The organism is Oerskovia jenensis, from assembly GCF_016907235.1.
Taxonomy (GTDB): Bacteria; Actinomycetota; Actinomycetes; order Actinomycetales; family Cellulomonadaceae; genus Oerskovia; species Oerskovia jenensis.
On the sequence record NZ_JAFBBO010000001.1, the window covers coordinates 226,539 to 243,394 of the forward strand.

Here is a 16,856-nt window from a genome sequence, read left to right on the forward strand (position 1 = left end):
AGGGAAGCGCGCCGGGAACATACTTGTTCTAGCCGGTGTCGCACGCCCCTGCGGCGCGCCCCGGCCCGTTCCGTCTCCGACTTCCGAAGGACAACATGCGTACCGCCGAGATCCGCAAGCGTTGGCTCGACTACTTCGCCGCCCAGGACCACACCGTCGTGCCCTCGGCGTCGCTCATCTCGCCGGACCCCTCGACCTTGTTCACCATCGCGGGCATGGTGCCGTTCATCCCGTACATGACCGGTGAGCAGACGGCGCCGTGGGCCCGCGCGACGAGCGTGCAGAAGTGCGTGCGCACCCTCGACATCGACGACGTGGGCAAGACCACGCGCCACGGCACGTTCTTCCAGATGAACGGCAACTTCTCGTTCGGGGACTACTTCAAGGAAGGCGCGATCACCTACGCCTGGGACCTCATCACGCGCTCGCAGGACGAGGGCGGGTACGGCATCCCCGAGGACAAGATCTGGGTGACCGTCTTCCACGAGGACGACGAGGCGCGCCGGCTCTGGAAGAAGATCGCCGGTCTGCCGGACGAGCGCATCCAGGGCCTCGGCATGGGTCCCAACTACTGGTCCACGGGTGCCCGCGGCCCCGCCGGCCCCTGCTCGGAGATCTTCTACGACCGTGGCCCGGCCTACGGCCCCGACGGCGGACCCGCGATCGACCTCGCGGGCGACCGGTTCCTGGAGATCTGGAACCTCGTCTTCATGCAGTACGAGCGCGGGGACGGTGGGACCAAGGAGTCCTTCCCCATCCTGGGCGAGCTCACGAAGAAGAACATCGACACCGGCATGGGGCTCGAGCGCGTCGCGTTCGTCCTGCAGGGCGTCGACAACATGTACGAGATCGACGAGGTCTTCCCCGTCATCGCTGCGGCCCAGGAGCTGTCCGGCAAGCGCTACGGCGCGGACACCGACGACGACGTGCGCATGCGCGTGGTCGCCGACCACGTCCGCTCGGCCCTCATGATCATCAGCGACGGCGTGCGCCCCTCGAACGAGGGCCGCGGCTACGTCCTGCGCCGGCTGCTGCGCCGCTCGGTGCGCGCCATGCGACTGCTGGGCGTCGAGGACCCCTCGCTGCCGCAGCTGTTCCCCGTCTCGCGCGACGCCATGCAGGCCTCCTACCCGGAGGTCGGCGCCGACTTCGAGCGCATCTCGCAGATCGCGTACGCCGAGGAGGAGGCGTTCCGCCGCACCCTGACCTCGGGCACCACGATCCTGGACACCGCGGTCGCGGCCGCCAAGACCACGGCCGGGGCGGGCGCGACGCCCGTGCTGCCCGGCGACCAGGCGTTCGCCCTGCACGACACCTACGGCTTCCCGATCGACCTGACCCTCGAGATGGCCGCCGAGCAGGGCGTCCAGGTCGACGAGAAGGCGTTCCGCGCCCTCATGCAGGAGCAGCGCACCCGTGCACGCGCCGACGCGCTCGCCAAGCGCACGGGCGGGGTGGACACCGCGGCCTACGAGGCCCTGCAGAGCGAGCTCGCGCGCCCCGTGGAGTTCCTGGGCTACACCGACGCCACGGCGTCGGTCAACGTCGTGGGCCTCCTGGTCGACGGCGTGCCCTCCCCGGCCGCGACGGCCCCGGCCGACGTCGAGGTCGTCCTCGACCGCACGCCCTTCTACGCCGAGGCCGGCGGCCAGCTCGCCGACCACGGCACGATCGTGCTCGACGGCGGCGCGACCATCGAGGTCGACGACGTGCAGCGCCCCATCAAGGGCTTCTCGGTCCACCGCGGGCGCCTCGTCGAGGGCGTCGTGGCGCTGGGCGACCCCGGCACCGCGCAGATCGACACGGCGCGCCGCAAGGCCATCAGCCGCGCCCACACCGCGACGCACATGATCCACAAGTCCATCCAGGAAGCCTTGGGCAAGGACGCGACGCAGGCCGGTTCGGAGAACGCCCCGAGCCGCATCCGCTTCGACTTCCGGGCCTCGAGCGCCGTGCCCGCAGGGGTGCTGTCCGAGGTCGAGGAGCGCGTCAACACCCAGCTCGCCGAGAACCTCGAGGTCACCGACAAGGTCATGCCCATCGCCGAGGCCAAGGCGCTCGGCGCCATGGCCCTGTTCGGCGAGAAGTACGGCGACCAGGTGCGCGTCGTCTCGATCGGCGGCGACTGGTCGCGCGAGCTGTGCGCGGGCACGCACGTCAAGCAGTCCGGTCAGCTCGGCCTGGTCACGCTGCTCGGCGAGTCCTCGATCGGCTCGGGCGTGCGCCGTGTCGACGCGCTCGTCGGCGACGGCGCCTACGGCTTCCAGGCCAAGGAGCACGCCCTGGTGGGGCAGCTCACGGGCCTGCTCAACGTGCGCACCGAGGAGCTGCCGGACCGGGTCGGCTCGCTCGTGGCGCGCCTGCGTGACGCCGAGAAGGAGCTCGCGGCGCTGCGTCAGGCCCAGCTCCTCGCGGCCGCCGCGAACCTCGCGGCGGGCGCGGAGACCGTCGGGACCGTGCGCGTCGTCGTGCACGACGCCGGTGAGGTCGCCTCCGCGGACGACCTGCGGGCCCTCGCGCTCGACGTGCGCGGACGCCTCGCGGACTCCGCACCCAGCGTCGTCGCGGTCGGTGGCGTCAGCAAGGAGCGCCCGCAGGTCGTCATCGTGACCAACGCACCCGCCCGTGAGGCGGGCCTGCGGGCCGGGGCGCTGGCGAAGAAGGCGTCGGGCGTGCTCGGCGGCGGCGGTGGCGGCAAGGACGACATGGCCCAGGGCGGCGGCACCGACGTGTCCGCACTCCCGGCGGCGCTCTCGGGCATCCGCGACGACGTCGCCTCGGCGCTCTGAGCGGCGACCGGGTGACGTTCGACGACCACCAGGTGGGCACCCCTCTACCGAGGGGCGCCCGCCTGGGCGTCGACGTGGGCAGCGTGCGCGTCGGGCTCGCCGCGAGCGACCCCGACGGCCTCATCGCGACCCCCGTCGAGACCCTGCCACGGGACATGAAGACCGCACCGTCGGCCCCCGAGGACCCCGTCGCCACGTTCCCGAGCGACGTCGCGCGGATCGCGACGGAAGTGGAGGAACGGGGTGCACGTGTGGTGTACATCGGGCTTCCTCGGCACCTTTCCGGCGCGGAAGGTGCCGCCACAGCATCCGCACGTGCGTACGCTGGGCTGGTGGCACGTGCCGTCGCACCGGTCCCGGTGCACCTCGTCGACGAACGCATGACGACCGTGAGCGCCCACCAGGCGCTGCGGGCCTCGGGACGCGCCGGGCGCAAGCAGCGCTCTGTCGTCGATCAGGCCGCGGCGGTTATCATCCTCCAGACCGCTCTGGACCGCGAGCGGAGCGCGGGGGCGCGCGCTGGAGAGTACGTAGAACGTTGATCGTTGCGTCGTGGCAAGGACCGCCGCGCGCACACCCGTCAGGAGGCAGCCTCCCGTGACCGACCTATTCGAACGCCCGCCGGTGCAGCAACAACCACCGTCGCGGGCGACCCGTACGGGGAGCCGAGACCGTCGCGCCGCCAAGAAGCGCGCGCAGCGACGGCGACGCCGCAGCCTGATCGTGGTGCTCGCGCTGGTCCTCGTGGGCGGGGCCGGGTACTACCTGGCCACCAACGCCTCGAACCTCCTGGGCTTCGAGAACCCTTTCAGCGCCTCCGACTACGAGGGCCAGGGGGTCGACCCGGTCGACGTGACGATCGAGCCGCAGTCGTCCGGGACGGCCATGGGGGAGGCGCTCCTCGAGGCGGGGGTCGTGAAGTCGGTCAACGCCTTCGTGAAGGCGTTCGAGGCGAACCCGGACGCAGGCAAGATCCAGCCGGGCAACTACACGCTGCTCACCGAGATGAAGGCGTCCGACGCGATCACGCTGCTGCTCTCGAAGGAGAGCAAGAACGAGATGAAGCTGACGGTCCCCGAAGGTTTTACGGCCGCACAGGTCATCGAACGGGCGGTCTCGGTGACCGGCAAGTCGCAGGAGGACTTCGCCGCCGCGATGGCAGACCCTGCTGCGGTTGGACTGCCTGCCGAGGCCGGCGGCAATTTCGAAGGATGGTTCTTCCCGAGCACCTATGTCCTCGAGCCGGACGACACGGCTTCGACCATCGTGGCCAACATGGTCGCCACGACGGTCAGCAACCTCGACTCGCTGGGTGTCCAGCCTGCAGACCGCCAGACCGTCATCATCAAGGCGTCGCTGGTCGAGCGCGAGGGGATCTCGCTCGAGCAGTTCGGCAAGGTGGCGCGTGTCATCGAGAATCGCCTTGCGATCGAGATGCCGCTGGGGCTCGACGCAATCGACTCCTACGGGCTGGGCAAGAAGTCCTCGGAGATCACCGTCGACGAGTTCAAGGATCCCAACAACCCGTATGCATCGCGGGTTCACAAGGGGCTGCCGCCGACGCCCATCGGGAACCCTGGCCTTGAGGCCCTGACAGCGGTGCTCAACGCCCCTGCAGGCGACTGGCTGTGGTACGTCACGGTGAATCTCGACACGGGTGAGACCAAGTTCACCGACAAGTACAGCGAGTTCGAGAAGTTCAAGAAGGAGTACAAGGAATGGGAAGCGCAGCAGAACGGATGATGTCTCGCTGCGCCGCCGTCCTGGGCCACCCCGTCGCCCACTCCCTCTCACCCGTCCTGCACTCGGCCGCGTACCGCGCGCTCGGGCTGGACGGGTGGGAGTACTCCGCGGTCGACGTGACCGAGGAGGAGCTGGCGTCGTTCGTGGAAGGGCTCGACGAGCGCTGGGCCGGGCTGAGCCTGACCATGCCGCTCAAGCAGGTCGTGCTGCCCCTCCTCGACCACGTCGAGCCGCTCGCGGACGTCGTCGGTGCCGTGAACACGGTCCTGTTCCAGCCCACGGGCTCGGGGCGCACGCTCGTGGGGGCCAACACCGACGTCCACGGCCTCGTGGCCGCGCTGCGCGAGGGGCTGGGGGACCGCCCGGTCGGATCGGCCGTCGTGCTGGGGGCGGGCGCGACCGCAGCCTCGACGCTGGCCGCGCTCGCCGAGCTCGGCTGCACGGCCCCGACCGTCCTGGTGCGCTCCCTGGGGCGCACGGGCGGTCTGCAGCGGGCCGCGCACCGCATGGGCGTGGCCCCGCGGTTCGCGGTGCTCGACCCCGCGTCACCACTCGTCGCGCAGGCTGACGTCGTCGTCTCGACGCTGCCCTCCCTGGCCGCCGACCCGGTGGCCGAGGCCGTCGCGGCGAGCGTCGGCGCGGGCGGCGCGGCCCCGCGCGGGGTGCTGCTCGACGTGGTCTACGACCCACGCCCGACGGCGCTCTCCCGCGCCTGGGAGAAGGCGGGCGCGACCGTGGTGGGCGGTGAGCGCATGCTCCTGCACCAGGCCGCCGAGCAGGTACGCCTCATGACGGGGCACGTCGCCCCGCTGGCGGCCATGGCCGAGGCGCTGGAAGTCGCCCTCGTGCCAGAGGCCGCAGCGTCCTGACCGGGATCGGGGCCGGGCCTGCGGCCCGACCGGTCCTCGGCTGCTAGATGAGATGCCCAGGCGGGTTGTCTCCTAGTGATAGCGCGCGGCTAGTCGACGCGCACTTCCTAGTGTCGTTGGTCGACCCGATCGCGCACGTCCAGGCGGGCCTGCTGCGGGGCTCACCGCCCGCCAAAGCGCCCGCCAAAGCGCCCACCACGACACTCCCAGCCTACGTGCGAGCCGGCGAAGGGTCGTGTTCTCAGTGCGGCTGCCCGATCGCCCAGGCCACGGATCGCGTTGCGATCGAGCTTTGCGGCAGAACAGGGAGCAGGACCTGCTCGACGTCACGACCCGTGCGCACAGGAAGGGTTCGGGTATTGCCAGGCATTGGCAGAAGATCCCTCCGAATTGCCGTGCGGCAGGCCATGCAGATCTTCCGGCGTCGGCTGTGGCTCGGGGCCACGCCCCGAAAGCCCGGGAAACCTCACAACCGGAAGGGATTGGAGAATGTGACCGTCCTCCGGCCCCTGCCGCGCTCGACTGCTTGATGTTCGAGTGCTCACGTCGACGATCTGCTACAGTTCCCGGGCCGTCAACAGGCGCGAAAAGGATAACTCGGAGGTCTTCCAAATGCAGCAGATTTCGCGACGCACAGTCAGCGCCCTTGTCACCCTCACTCTCACCCTCGGCGGCATCGCCGTCGCAACGGCAGTCGCGGCTCCCGCCTCGGCGGCCATTCCGTTCTGCAACAACCACTACCTGCCCGCCGGAAACTCCGGCGTGCCCGGATTTGTGAGCGGCAGCACGACAACTTACAACTGCACCCTCTCCCAGGGGCGTACCGGGTACCCCGTCAGCCTGCTGCAGGAGAGCCTCAGGTTCTGCTATGGCCAGAACATCGCAGTCGACGGTTCCTTCGGGCCCGCGACCCGATCGGCGCTCATCGCGGCGCAGAAGAGGGTCGGAGTCGCTGCCGACGGTGTCTACGGCCCCGTGACCGCCAAGGCGATCGCGCACTCGGGCTACGCGAACGGCAGTGGCACGCAGTTCTGCAGGAAGCTCTGATCAACCCCAGTCGGCGTGGCACCACTGCTGGTGCCACGCCGGCCAGGAACCTCGCAGGGGCGTAACGCCTTGAACCGTCACGCTTTCCGTGCCGTCTATATGCTCGCTGCGGCTCCGGCTGGAACGCGGGAGTTGTAGCTTAGTAGGTGATTTCGGCCTCGGCAGGGGTGAGTATCGCGATGGTCGTGTGCAGTCGGCGGTGACTCCACCAGCCGACCCAGGCCATGGTTGCCATCATGACGTCAACCAGGCTCTTTATCGGCCGGGTGGCGATTGGACCGAACTTCGTGTATTAGTTCTTGAAGAGCCCGATGATTGACTCCATCAGGTAGTTGTCGTCGCCGACGGTGCCGATCGAGGTCGCGATTCCCTCCCGGGCGAGGTACCCGGCGAAGCGCATCGACAAGCAGTGGGACACCCTGCGTCCAAGTGCGCCGTCAGCTGGCCTCCGATAGTCGGGTGCATCTGCTGGTCCTGCTACCAGCGCGTCATCCGCAACGAGACCAGGACCAGGGGGCCCGGAGCGGCTCCGCAAGCGTCCCGCCCGGTCCTGGCCGACGACGGCGTACGTACTCCCCCCGCCACCCGACGCACGCTGTGCGCCCGGAGCGTCGCGTTCGCCAGCCCGGATCAACCGACCAGCAGCGCCTCATCGAGCACTGCGGGACCACCGATCAGACCGACGAACGCGCCCGCGAGCATGAACGGTCCGAACGGGATCGCGGTGCGTCGTCCTGCCCGCCCGGCGGCGAGCAGGACGACGGCCCAGGCGCCGCCGAGGAAGAAGGCCGAGCTCGCCCCCACGGCGAGCTCGGCCCACCCGCACGCCGCGAGCACCGCACCGACGAGCCCCGCGAGCTTGACGTCTCCGAAGCCCAGCCCCGACGGGGCGAGGGCCAGCAGGAAGTACGCGCCGTAGAGGCCCAGACCGCCGGCCAGGGCGCGGGCGATCGCGCCGCCGTCGGGCCCGAGGACGCTCGCCAGGCCCAGCAGCGCTACCAGGAGCGGGTACGACGGCAGGACCAGGGCGTCCGGGAGACGGTGCGTGCGGGCATCGATCACGGCGAGCGCCGACCCCACGAGCGCGAGGTACCCGGCCGCGGGCAGCAGCGCGACGGGCTGGCCCGCGCTCACCATCCCCGCGACGGTCGCGGGCACGGCCACCGCCGCCACCGTGAGGGCGGCGCGCCGGTGCGGGCGCACCTCGCTGCCGGCCCGGCGCCAGGCCCGGGCCGGCAGGTGCCCGGCGGACGGGCCCGCCGCTCCGACCTCGCCCGCGCTCGTCGTCACGGAACCGTCCTGCCCCGGCGCGTCGACCGGGCCCCCGCCCCCTGCGTTCGTCACCCGGCGAACCTAGCGCAGCGCGCCGCGCCGGGGCAGGCGTCGTCCACAGGCCCGCCGCCTCGCTCACGCCGCCCGACGTGGCAGGCGGGACGCGACCGGGGCGCCGGTCCGCAGTGCGGGCGGGTTCGGGGGCGCGCCGCGTGACGTGGGAGGATTCTCCTCATGCTTCGTTGGTTGACATCGGGTGAGTCGCACGGTCCGGCGCTGGTCGGCATCCTGGAAGGGCTGCCCGCAGGGGTCGAGCTCGTGACGAGGGACGTGCAGGACGCGCTCGCGCGCCGCCGCCTCGGGTACGGGCGCGGTGCGCGCATGAAGTTCGAGCAGGACGAGGTCCGCATCCTCGCGGGCCTGCGCCTGGGGCTGACGCAGGGCGGGCCGCTCGCGATCGAGATCGCCAACACCGAGTGGCCCAAGTGGATCGACGTCATGAGCGCGGACCCCGTGCCCGCCGAGGCGCTGCAGGTCGACGCCGGGACGGGTGACGTGCGGGAGATCGCCCGCAACCGTCCCCTGACGCGCCCCCGTCCCGGGCACGCGGACCTGATCGGCATGCGCAAGTACGCGTTCGACGACGCCCGTCCGGTCCTGGAACGCGCCTCGGCCCGCGAGACCGCGACCCGCGTCGCGCTCGGGGTGGCCGCGGCCAAGTTCCTCGAGCAGGCCGCCGGGATCCGCCTCGTCTCGCACGTCGTGGGCATCGGCACGGTCGACGTGCCGCAGGACGCGGCGCTCCCGCACCCCGACGACGTCGCGCGGCTCGACGCCGACCCGGTCCGCTGCTTCGACCCCGCGAGCTCCGCCGCGATGGTCGCCGAGATCGACGAGTGCCACAAGGACGGCGACACCCTGGGCGGCGTGGTCGAGGTCCTGGCGTACGGCGTCCCGTCGGGGCTGGGCACCTACGTGCAGTCGGACCGCCGCCTCGACGCTCGCCTCGCGGCCGTGCTCATGGGGATCCAGGCCATCAAGGGCGTCGAGGTCGGCGACGGCTTCCGCACCGCACGCCGTCGCGGCTCGCAGGCGCACGACGAGATCGTGCGCGGCGAGGACGGTCACCTGCACCGCCTCAGCAACCGTGCGGGCGGCGTCGAGGGCGGCATGTCCAACGGCGAGGTGCTGCGCGTGCGTGCGGCCATGAAGCCCATCTCCACGGTGCCGCGCGCCCTCGCGACGGTCGACGTCGCGACGGGCGAACCTGCCAAGGCCCAGCACCAGCGCTCGGACGTGTGCGCCGTGCCGCCCGCGGCCGTCGTCGCGGAGGCCATGGTCGCGCTCGTCCTCGCCGAGGCCGTCCTGGAGAAGTTCGGCGGGGACTCGGTCTCCGAGGTCCGCCGCAACGTCGAGGGCTACCTCGCGTCGGTCCCCGAGCTGCTGCGCTGAGATGACCACGACCAGCGGCCCGCGCGTCGTCCTCATCGGCCCTCCCGGCAGCGGCAAGTCCACGGTCGCGAACGTCCTGGCCGAACGTCTGGGTCTCGCGGCCCGTGACACCGACACCGACGTCGAGGTCCTCGCGGGCAAGACCGTCGCCGACGTCTTCCTCGAGGACGGCGAGCCGCACTTCCGCGACCTCGAGCGCGAGGCCGTGACCCAGGCGCTCGCGGTCCACGAGGGCGTCCTCGCCCTGGGGGGCGGTGCCGTCCTCGACGAGCACTCCCAGACGGCCCTGGCGGCCTACTCGGCCACGGGGGGCGTCGTGGTCTTCCTCGACGTGTCCCTGGCCCACGCCGGGCCGCGGGTCGGGTTCAACCAGGCGCGCCCCCTGCTGCTCGGCAACCCCCGGGCCAGGTGGCAGGCGCTCATGGAGCAGCGTCGTCCCGTCTACGAGCGGCTCGCCACGGTGCGGGTCGTCACGGACGCGCGCAGCCCCCGCCAGGTGGCCGGGGAGATCGAAGCAGCACTCGGCGGCACGTCCCAGGACGTCGCGGCCGACCAGACGAGGAGCGAGCAGTGAACGACCAGCAGACGACCGAGACCGACGGGCCGTCCCGCGCAGCCGCGACCACCGACGTCCCGCAGGGCACCCCGGCGACCCCGGCCCGCGTGCGCGTCGAGGGCGCCCAGCCCTACGACGTCCTCATCGGGCGTCACCTCCTGGGCGAGCTGCCCACGATGCTGGGCCCGGACGTGCGGCGCGTCCTCGTGATCCACCCGGCCGCGCTCGCGACGTCCGCGGACACGGTCCGCGAGGACCTGCTCGCGGTCGGCTACGAGGCGTACATCGCCGAGGTCCCCGACGCCGAGGAGGCCAAGACCGCGCAGGTCGCGGCGTTCCTGTGGCAGGTGCTCGGTCAGGCCGACTTCACGCGCAGCGACGCGATCGTCTCGGTCGGCGGCGGCGCCACGACCGACCTCGCGGGCTTCGTCGCCGCGACCTGGCTGCGCGGCATCAAGGTCGTGCACGTCCCGACGACGCTGCTCGCCATGGTCGACGCGGCGGTAGGCGGCAAGACGGGCATCAACACGGCCGAGGGCAAGAACCTCGTGGGCGCGTTCCACCCGCCCGCGGGGGTCCTGTGCGACGTCGCGGCCCTCGAGTCGCTGCCCAAGTTCGACTTCGTCGCCGGGCTCGCGGAGATCGTCAAGACCGGCTTCATCGCCGACCCGCGCATCCTCGAGCTCGTCGAGGAGAACGTCGACGAGCTCAAGGCATGGGGCGGGGCCGAGGTGCCTGCCTCGACGTGGGCCGTGGTCGTCGAGCTCATCGAGCGTTCCGTCGCGGTCAAGGCGCGGGTCGTGGGCGAGGACCTCAAGGAGGCCGGCCTGCGCGAGATCCTCAACTACGGGCACACCCTGGGCCACGCGGTCGAGCTCACCGAGCGCTACGCGTGGCGTCACGGCGCGGCCGTGTCGGTCGGGATGGTCTTCGCGGCCGAGCTCGCACGCCTCGCGGGGCGCCTCGACGACGAGACCGTGGACCGCCACCGCGCGATCCTCGGCAGCCTGGGCCTGCCGCTGACCTACCGCGGCGACCGGTGGGAGCAGCTCCTGTCCGCGATGCGCCGCGACAAGAAGTCGCGCGGCGACATGCTGCGTTTCGTGGTGCTCGACGGCCTGGCCAAGCCCGGGCGCCTCGAGGGCCCGGACCCTGCGCTCCTCGCGGCCGCGTACGCCGAGATCTCGATCGACGCCCCGAGGGGCGGCCCGATCGCCCTCTGACGCGCCGCCGTCGGGTCCCTGCACGGCACCACCACGGCCCGCCTCCCTGTTCGGGGAGGCGGGCCGTGCGTCGTCCCGTCGCGGAGGCGCCGGGCGCGACGAGGCAGCGGCGTCAGCCCCAGCGGCCCCGCGCGGCCAGCACGTCGCGCAGCAGGTCCGCCCGGTCGGTCACGATGCCGTCCACGCCCAGGTCCAGCAGGCGCACCATCTCGACGGGGTCGTTGATCGTCCACACGTGCACCTGGCGCCCCGCGGCGTGCGCGGCGGCCACCGACCGGGCGTCCACGACGCTCACTCGGCCGTGGGCCACGGGGACCTGCAGGCAGTCCGCGCCCCGCAGCGCCCACGAGGCCAGGGCCCCGAACGGCCACCGGGGAGCCCCCGCCCGGGCGGCGAGCAGGAACGTGGCGACCTCGCTCGTCCCGGTCGAGGTGGCCACCGGCCGGGTCAGGAGAGCGACCGTCCGACGACGCCGGACGGGAGAGAACGACGTGACGCACACCCGCTCGTGCGCACGGGTGCGTTCGATCGCACGGGCGACCGGCCCGACGGCGGAGTCCGCCTTGACGTCGACGTTCACGCGCAGGTCCGGCCAGGTCCCCAGGACGTCCTCCAGGAGCGGGACGGGCTCGACCCCACCGATCCGCGCGCGTCGCACGGTCTCCCAGGGCAGGTCCACGACCAGGCCCGTGCCGTCGGACGTCCGGTCCAGGCTCGCGTCGTGCAGGGCGACCGCGACGCCGTCGGACGTCGCGTGCGCGTCGGTCTCGACGTAGCGGAAGCCCAGGTCCCGGGCCGCGGCGAACGCCGCGAGCGAGTTCTCGAGCCCGTCCCGGGAAAATCCCCGGTGCGCGAGCGCCACGAAACCGATGGGGGAGTCGAGGTAGGGGTGGTGCCAGGCGCCCGGGCGGCCGCCCCGGGACTCGGGACCACTCATCGGGCGGCGCCCGCTGCGCGCCCGTCGCCCTGCACGTCGCCCTGCCCGACCCGGTCGCCGAGCCAGCCCAACACCGCGTCCAGGTAGGCGAGCCGCGGGCCCTGCGCGGACAGCGTGAGGTCGTGCACCCCGCCCTCGATCGCCCGGACCGTCACGTCCGACCCGATGCGCGGCGCGAGCCGCTCGATCTGGGCGACGTCCAGGACCGTGTCCTGCGAGTCGAGCAGCGGGTTGTCCAGGTCGTCGGGCCCCGAGGACGCCGAGTGCGCGACCAGCACGGGGCACGAGACGTCGAGCCCCCGCGCCAGCCGTGCCTGTCCCTGCCGCACTGCGCGCAACCACCCCGCCCGCACGGGCAGACCCTCGGGACGCTTGAGCGTCGGGTCGAAGTCCCACCGGCCCCCGTTCGCGGCGAGCAGGTGCGCCGCGTACGCCGAGGGCGCTGCGCTCAGCACGGCGAGCGGAGACCACGGCCCGACGGCGTCGAGCACGCGGGTGGCGATCGTCCGGTTCAGCCAGCTCGAGTTGAGGTCGAGGAACGGCGAGTCCAGCACGAGCGCGTCGATCAGGCGCCCGTGACGGTGCGCGTGCGCCCACAACGGCGCCACGAGCCCTCCCGTCGAGTGCGCATGCACCACGACCGGCAGCCCCGGGTGCAGGCCCCGGACGGCCGCGACCGCGACCGACAGGTCCGTCGCGGGCTCCCGCAGGTCCTCGACGAAGTGCGGCACCTGCCCCGGGCGCCACGACCGACCCGCCGCGCGCAGGTCCACCGCGAAGAACGCGTAGCCCGCGTCCTCGACCGCCCGCGCGAGGTGCCCCTGGAAGAAGTAGTCGTTGTACCCGTGCACGTGCAGGAAGACGCCACGCGGGCCGTCCGAGACGCTGCCTGGGTCTGGGCCCGGCGCTCTCCGCACGAGCGTCGCGACGGGCGCCGGCGCGGGCTCGGGGACCGTCACGGGGCCAGGGTCCGCGTCACGGTCCGGGGCGGCGCTCGCGGCCCGGTGGGGCAGGGGAGGGACGAGCGCGAAGAGGCCGTTCCTCGCCGCGGGCGGAGGGCCGCCCGTGGGCAGGGTCGCGGCCTCGAACCCGTCGAGCAGCCGGTCGGGCTCCCACGGCAGCCTCGTGTCTGGCACGCCTGCTGTGCCGGTCCTGCCCGCCGTGCCTGTCATGACCGGCTCCACCATCCTCAGACCTCCGTGCTCGACCCTGCCGGCCCCGCGGGCGTCGTCGCGAGGTCCTTGCCGCCGTCCACGCCGTCCCCGGCGGGGAAGCGCACGAAGAGCATGAGCACGAGGCCCACGAGGATCACGGCGACGATCCCCAGGATGCCCCAGTACTGCTGACCGGACACGGCGACCATCGTCGCGAAGGCCATGGGGGCCAGGAAGCTCGCCGCGCGCCCCGTGGTCGCGTACAGGCCGAACGCCTCGGCCTCGCGGCCCTCGTCGCTGATCCGTCCGAGGAGCCCGCGGCTCGCGGACTGCGCCGGGCCGACGAACGCGCACAGCAGCAGACCCCACAGCCAGAAGACGCTCGCGCCGCCGTCGTGCTGGACGAAGACCGCGGTGCCGGAGATGACGAGGCCCACGAGCGAGGCGAGGATCACCCGTCGCGGTCCGATCCTGTCGTCGAGCCAGCCGGCCGCGATCGTGGACAGTCCCGCGACGACGTTCGCCGCGATCGCGAACACGATGACCTCGCTCGCGCTGAAGCCGAACGTGCCCGACGCGATCACGGCACCGAACGTGAAGACGCCCGCGAGGCCGTCGCGGTAGACGGCGCTCGCGACGAGGTAGCCGAGCGTCGAGCGGCGGGTGCGCCACAGGTGCACCAGGTCGCGGCCGAGCTTGCGGTAGGCGCCGACGACGCCGATCGGGGTCGAGCCGCCGCGGCGCGGTGACTCGGGGACCGCGAGGAGCACGGGGATCGCGAACACCGCGAACCACACGGCGGACAGCAGGACGCTGACGCGGATGTCCAGGCCGTCGGCGCCCGTGATCCCGAACCAGCCGACCTCCGGGTTGATGAAGCCGACGAACAGCACGAGCAGCAGCACGATCCCGCCGACGTACCCGGCGCCCCACCCGATGCCGCTGATGCGCCCGATCGTGCGCGGTGTGGAGATGTCGAGCAGCAGCGCGTTGTACGCGACCGAGGCCAGCTCGAAGAAGACGTTGCCCGCCGAGAGCAGCACGATGCCCAGGATCACGGCGTCGGACAGCGACCCGGGGGTCGGCTGCACGAAGAACATCGCGACCATGGCCGCGACGGTCGCCGCGGTGTTGACCCCGAGCCACACCTTGCGCCGGCCCGAGGCGTCCGCGAGCGCCCCGAGCGCGGGCGCGAGCAGCGCGATGAGGGCCCCGGCGATGGTGAGCCCCCACCCGAGCCAGGCAGTGTGGTCGGCCATGACTGCCTGGGGGTCGGCCGCGCCGGCCTCGACGAACGCGTCGCTCGTGATCCAGCGCGTGAAGACGAAGGTCGTGACGACGGCGTTGAACGCGGCCGACCCCCAGTCCCACAGGGACCAGGCGAGGACCTGGCGGCGACCGACCGCAGGACGGGGCGCGGGGGAGCCGTGGCCTGCGTCGGGGGCGCTGGGGGCGTCGCCGTCGGATGTGGCGGGGGTCACGTTCGTGTGATCAGGCACGCGCGCATCGTAGACCGTCCGGCGGGCGTGGAGGTGAACGCCCAGGGGACGGGGCCTGCTGTACGGTCGGGGCACCTTGCCCGGCCGCGCTGCGGCGGCCGGTGCCCCGTGCAGAAAGGGTGGCGTTCGTGGGAGATCGAGCGGAGGGCGACGGCCCCGGCGGACGTGCCCTGGCCATGCCGACGCCCGAGTACCCGGGCCGAGCCCCGGTCTGGGAGAACTACGTCGTCGCGCAGGTGGCGCAGGCGTCGCTCGGGCTGGTTCCTCGCAACGCGGTCGCACTGGGGGTCCGGGTCGACGGGTACGACCTCACGCTCCTCGGCGTGCTCGAGCGACGAACCGCGAAGGCTCAGGAAGATCTCGAGGAGATCGTCGACGAGCTCGAGATGCTGCTCGGCCCCCGTCCCCGGGTCGAGCTGTCCGTGGAGGTGCTGGCTCGGCGCGAGATCTGGCGCCATCGCGACGTTCGCTGGACGTTCCTGGCTCGTTCGTGAGCCGGCCGGGCATGGACGGTCACGGCCACGGCCGCGCCCTCCCCGCTAGGCTCTGCGCATGACTCGTGTCCTGATCCTCAACGGTCCCAACCTCGGTCGCCTGGGCGTCCGCGAGCCCGACGTCTACGGCGCGGCGTCCTACGCCGACCTGGTCGCGGCGGGGGAGCGCTGGGGGGCGGAGAACGGCCTCGAGGTCCAGGTGCGTCAGACGGACGACGAGTCGGAGCTGGTCGGGTGGCTGCACGGTGCGGTCGACGACGGCGCGCACGTGGTGCTCAACCCCGCGGCGTTCACGCACTACTCGTACGCCCTGCGCGACGCGGCGGCGCAGGTGACCAAGGCGGGCCTGCTGCTGGTCGAGGTGCACCTGAGCAACCCGGCCGCGCGCGAGGAGTTCCGCCACAACTCGGTCATCGGCGGGGTGGCGACGGGGACGGTGGCCGGGTTCGGGTTCGACTCGTACCGCCTGGCGGTCCTCGCGATCGTGTCGAAGCTCGCGGTCTAGGACTCCTCAAGTGGTGGGGCTTGATTCCCACCCATCAAGCCCCAGCCATTGATCATGAGGGATCAAGCGTCTACCGTGGAGGGATGTTCGTCCTGACCGTGGACCAGAGGGCCAGCACCCGCCGAGGAGACCTCGTGCCGGAGGTGCTCGCCGCGCTCGCGCCCTTCGACGCGCGGGACGGGATCGTCATCGGCTTCGACCGCACCGTCGGCGACGAGGTCCAGGCCGTGCTCGACGACGCCGCGCTCGTCGTGGAGATCGTCCTCGCCCTGGGCAGGTGGGGAGGGTGGAGCACGGGCCTCGGCCTCGGGACCGTGCTGCCCGGCCAGGACGGTCACCTGCCCTCGGCCTCGCGCGAGGCGTCCGGGTCGGCTTTCGTGCACGCCCGGGCCGCGGTCGAGCGGGCCAAGACCCGCCGCACACACATCCCGCTCGCGGTCGAGGGGCCGGATCCTGCCGCGGCGGGAGAGGTCGAGGCGCTCCTGCGGCTCCTGCTCGCCGTCGGCGCCCGCCGCACCCCGGCGGGGTGGGAGGTCGTGGACGCGCTGGCGCGTGTGGGTGGCACCCAGAAGGATGTGGCCCGAGACCTCGGGATCAGCGAGCAGGCCGTGAGCCAACGGCTGCGCGCGAGCCTGTGGTCCGAGGAATCGGCCGTCCGGCCGGTAGCAACGAGGCTCCTCCAGGAGGCGGACGCATGAGCTTCACCACCGGTCTGGCCGTCGCAGGGGTCGTGCTGGCGACGCTCGTGCTGAGCGTGCTGGGCGGCATGCTCGTGACGCCGTGGGTCCTGCGGGCCGCCGCGCGTCGCTCCGAGGCGGAGGGCGAGGTCCCACCCGCCCGGGACCCCGGCCCCGTCCCACCGCCGCCCGGACGCGTCGTCCCCGCCGCGGGGGTCGCCACGGCGGCGAGCGCTCCCGTGCCCCCTCCGCCCGCGGCAGGGCCCCCCGCGCCGGCCCCCGCGGCCTCAGCGCCCACAGGGCCCTCGGCGACGCACGTGCCCGCTGCGCCCGCCCCGGCGACCGGTGCGACGCCGTCGGACCCTGGCGGGCCCGTGGGCGTCGAAGCCGTCCGGACGCTGCGCGGCGGGACCTGGATCGGGATCCTCGAACGCCTCGCGATCACGGGCTGCCTGCTCGCCGGATACCCGGCCGGGATCGCCGTCGTGGTGGCCATCAAGGGCCTCGGGCGCTACCCCGAGCTGCGCGAGCACCCGGTCGGCGCCGAGCGCTTCCTGATCGGCACGCTCACCTCGATGATCTGGGCAGGTGGGGTCGGACTGCTCGGCGCAGCGATCCTGGGACTCCTCCGGTAGACTG

Annotated in this window: 17 protein-coding genes; 12 read left to right on the forward strand and 5 right to left on the reverse strand. The window is 72.6% G+C overall.

Annotated features, from left to right (window positions below):
• Positions 1 to 95: 95 nt before the first annotated feature.
• The 5 genes from alaS (at position 96) to JOD49_RS01050 (ending at position 6,448) form a co-directional block, all read left to right on the forward strand.
• A complete protein-coding gene (gene alaS / locus JOD49_RS01030) occupies positions 96 to 2,789 on the forward strand; it encodes an alanine--tRNA ligase (protein ID WP_205305589.1) in 2,694 nt (897 codons plus the stop codon).
• 32 nt (positions 2,790 to 2,821) lie between these two features.
• A complete protein-coding gene (gene ruvX, locus JOD49_RS01035; RefSeq protein WP_205305590.1) occupies positions 2,822 to 3,331 on the forward strand; it encodes a Holliday junction resolvase RuvX in 510 nt (169 codons plus the stop codon).
• Positions 3,332 to 3,386: 55 nt separating this feature from the next.
• On the forward strand, positions 3,387 to 4,532 hold the full coding sequence (gene mltG / locus JOD49_RS01040) for an endolytic transglycosylase MltG (protein WP_205305591.1): 1,146 nt from the start codon (positions 3,387 to 3,389) through the stop codon (positions 4,530 to 4,532).
• On the forward strand, positions 4,508 to 5,401 hold the full coding sequence (locus tag JOD49_RS01045; RefSeq protein ID WP_239525114.1) for a shikimate dehydrogenase: 894 nt from the start codon (positions 4,508 to 4,510) through the stop codon (positions 5,399 to 5,401). The genes mltG and JOD49_RS01045 overlap by 25 nt, the downstream gene beginning before the upstream one ends.
• 612 nt (positions 5,402 to 6,013) lie before the next feature.
• The gene (locus JOD49_RS01050; RefSeq protein ID WP_205305592.1) at positions 6,014 to 6,448 is read left to right on the forward strand and encodes a peptidoglycan-binding domain-containing protein; all 435 of its coding nucleotides are present in this window, start codon (positions 6,014 to 6,016) and stop codon (positions 6,446 to 6,448) included.
• A 292-nt stretch (positions 6,449 to 6,740) separates the two neighbouring features.
• On the opposite strand, the gene JOD49_RS20445 is transcribed toward JOD49_RS01050, so the two are convergent.
• Together JOD49_RS20445 and JOD49_RS01055 are read right to left on the reverse strand one after the other, a co-directional pair.
• On the reverse strand, positions 6,741 to 6,866 hold the full coding sequence (locus JOD49_RS20445; RefSeq protein WP_275588962.1) for a hypothetical protein: 126 nt from the start codon (positions 6,864 to 6,866) through the stop codon (positions 6,741 to 6,743).
• A gap of 212 nt (positions 6,867 to 7,078) precedes the next feature.
• Positions 7,079 to 7,792: a prepilin peptidase gene (locus JOD49_RS01055; RefSeq protein ID WP_307822299.1), complete on the reverse strand. Its 714-nt coding sequence runs from the start codon at positions 7,790 to 7,792 to the stop codon at positions 7,079 to 7,081.
• Positions 7,793 to 7,954: 162 nt separating this feature from the next.
• On the opposite strand from JOD49_RS01055, the gene aroC reads away from it, so the two are divergent.
• The 3 genes from aroC to aroB are packed head-to-tail and all read left to right on the forward strand — an operon-like array spanning position 7,955 to position 10,951.
• Positions 7,955 to 9,172: a chorismate synthase gene (aroC, locus tag JOD49_RS01060; RefSeq protein ID WP_205305593.1), complete on the forward strand. Its 1,218-nt coding sequence runs from the start codon at positions 7,955 to 7,957 to the stop codon at positions 9,170 to 9,172.
• A gap of 1 nt (position 9,173) precedes the next feature.
• Entirely contained in the window at positions 9,174 to 9,746 is a 573-nt protein-coding gene (locus JOD49_RS01065) for a shikimate kinase (RefSeq protein WP_205305594.1), read from the forward strand.
• Positions 9,743 to 10,951 carry a 3-dehydroquinate synthase gene (aroB, locus tag JOD49_RS01070; protein ID WP_372441179.1) on the forward strand — a complete coding sequence of 403 codons (1,209 nt, stop codon included), beginning with the start codon at positions 9,743 to 9,745 and terminating at the stop codon, positions 10,949 to 10,951. The genes JOD49_RS01065 and aroB overlap by 4 nt, the downstream gene beginning before the upstream one ends.
• Positions 10,952 to 11,063: 112 nt before the next feature.
• On the opposite strand, the gene JOD49_RS01075 is transcribed toward aroB, so the two are convergent.
• The 3 genes from JOD49_RS01075 to JOD49_RS01085 are packed head-to-tail and all read right to left on the reverse strand — an operon-like array spanning position 11,064 to position 14,541.
• The gene (locus tag JOD49_RS01075; protein WP_205305595.1) at positions 11,064 to 11,888 is read right to left on the reverse strand and encodes a glycerophosphodiester phosphodiesterase family protein; all 825 of its coding nucleotides are present in this window, start codon (positions 11,886 to 11,888) and stop codon (positions 11,064 to 11,066) included.
• A complete protein-coding gene (locus JOD49_RS01080) occupies positions 11,885 to 13,024 on the reverse strand; it encodes an alpha/beta fold hydrolase (protein WP_307822300.1) in 1,140 nt (379 codons plus the stop codon). Before JOD49_RS01080 ends, JOD49_RS01075 begins: the two co-directional genes overlap by 4 nt.
• Before the next feature lie 53 nt (positions 13,025 to 13,077).
• Positions 13,078 to 14,541, reverse strand: a complete 1,464-nt coding sequence (locus JOD49_RS01085; protein WP_307822301.1) for an MFS transporter — start codon at positions 14,539 to 14,541, stop codon at positions 13,078 to 13,080.
• A 128-nt stretch (positions 14,542 to 14,669) separates the two neighbouring features.
• Here JOD49_RS01085 and JOD49_RS01090 point away from each other — a divergent pair, with 128 nt between their 5' ends.
• From JOD49_RS01090 to JOD49_RS01105, 4 genes are all read left to right on the forward strand, one after another.
• Positions 14,670 to 15,035 carry a hypothetical protein gene (locus JOD49_RS01090; protein ID WP_205305597.1) on the forward strand — a complete coding sequence of 122 codons (366 nt, stop codon included), beginning with the start codon at positions 14,670 to 14,672 and terminating at the stop codon, positions 15,033 to 15,035.
• Between the two features lie 58 nt (positions 15,036 to 15,093).
• Complete coding sequence (locus tag JOD49_RS01095) at positions 15,094 to 15,540, forward strand: type II 3-dehydroquinate dehydratase (RefSeq protein ID WP_204808982.1); 447 nt, start codon at positions 15,094 to 15,096, stop codon at positions 15,538 to 15,540.
• A gap of 83 nt (positions 15,541 to 15,623) precedes the next feature.
• Positions 15,624 to 16,238 carry a hypothetical protein gene (locus tag JOD49_RS01100; RefSeq protein ID WP_205305598.1) on the forward strand — a complete coding sequence of 205 codons (615 nt, stop codon included), beginning with the start codon at positions 15,624 to 15,626 and terminating at the stop codon, positions 16,236 to 16,238.
• A complete protein-coding gene (locus JOD49_RS01105) occupies positions 16,235 to 16,852 on the forward strand; it encodes a hypothetical protein (RefSeq protein ID WP_205305599.1) in 618 nt (205 codons plus the stop codon). The genes JOD49_RS01100 and JOD49_RS01105 overlap by 4 nt, the downstream gene beginning before the upstream one ends.
• Positions 16,853 to 16,856: the final 4 nt, after the last annotated feature.

Excerpts from the sequence above, each read along its gene's own strand:
- alaS (WP_205305589.1), top strand. The coding sequence starts at position 96 with ATGCGTACCGCCGAGATCCGCAAGCGTTGGCTCGACTACTTCGCCGCC.
- JOD49_RS01045 (WP_239525114.1), top strand. The coding sequence starts at position 4,508 with ATGGGAAGCGCAGCAGAACGGATGATGTCTCGCTGCGCCGCCGTCCTG.
- JOD49_RS01050 (WP_205305592.1), top strand. The coding sequence starts at position 6,014 with ATGCAGCAGATTTCGCGACGCACAGTCAGCGCCCTTGTCACCCTCACT.
- aroC (WP_205305593.1), top strand. The coding sequence starts at position 7,955 with ATGCTTCGTTGGTTGACATCGGGTGAGTCGCACGGTCCGGCGCTGGTC.
- JOD49_RS01065 (WP_205305594.1), top strand. The coding sequence starts at position 9,174 with ATGACCACGACCAGCGGCCCGCGCGTCGTCCTCATCGGCCCTCCCGGC.
- JOD49_RS01075 (WP_205305595.1), bottom strand. The coding sequence starts at position 11,888 with ATGAGTGGTCCCGAGTCCCGGGGCGGCCGCCCGGGCGCCTGGCACCAC.
- JOD49_RS01095 (WP_204808982.1), top strand. The coding sequence starts at position 15,094 with ATGACTCGTGTCCTGATCCTCAACGGTCCCAACCTCGGTCGCCTGGGC.
- JOD49_RS01100 (WP_205305598.1), top strand. The coding sequence starts at position 15,624 with ATGTTCGTCCTGACCGTGGACCAGAGGGCCAGCACCCGCCGAGGAGAC.
- JOD49_RS01105 (WP_205305599.1), top strand. The coding sequence starts at position 16,235 with ATGAGCTTCACCACCGGTCTGGCCGTCGCAGGGGTCGTGCTGGCGACG.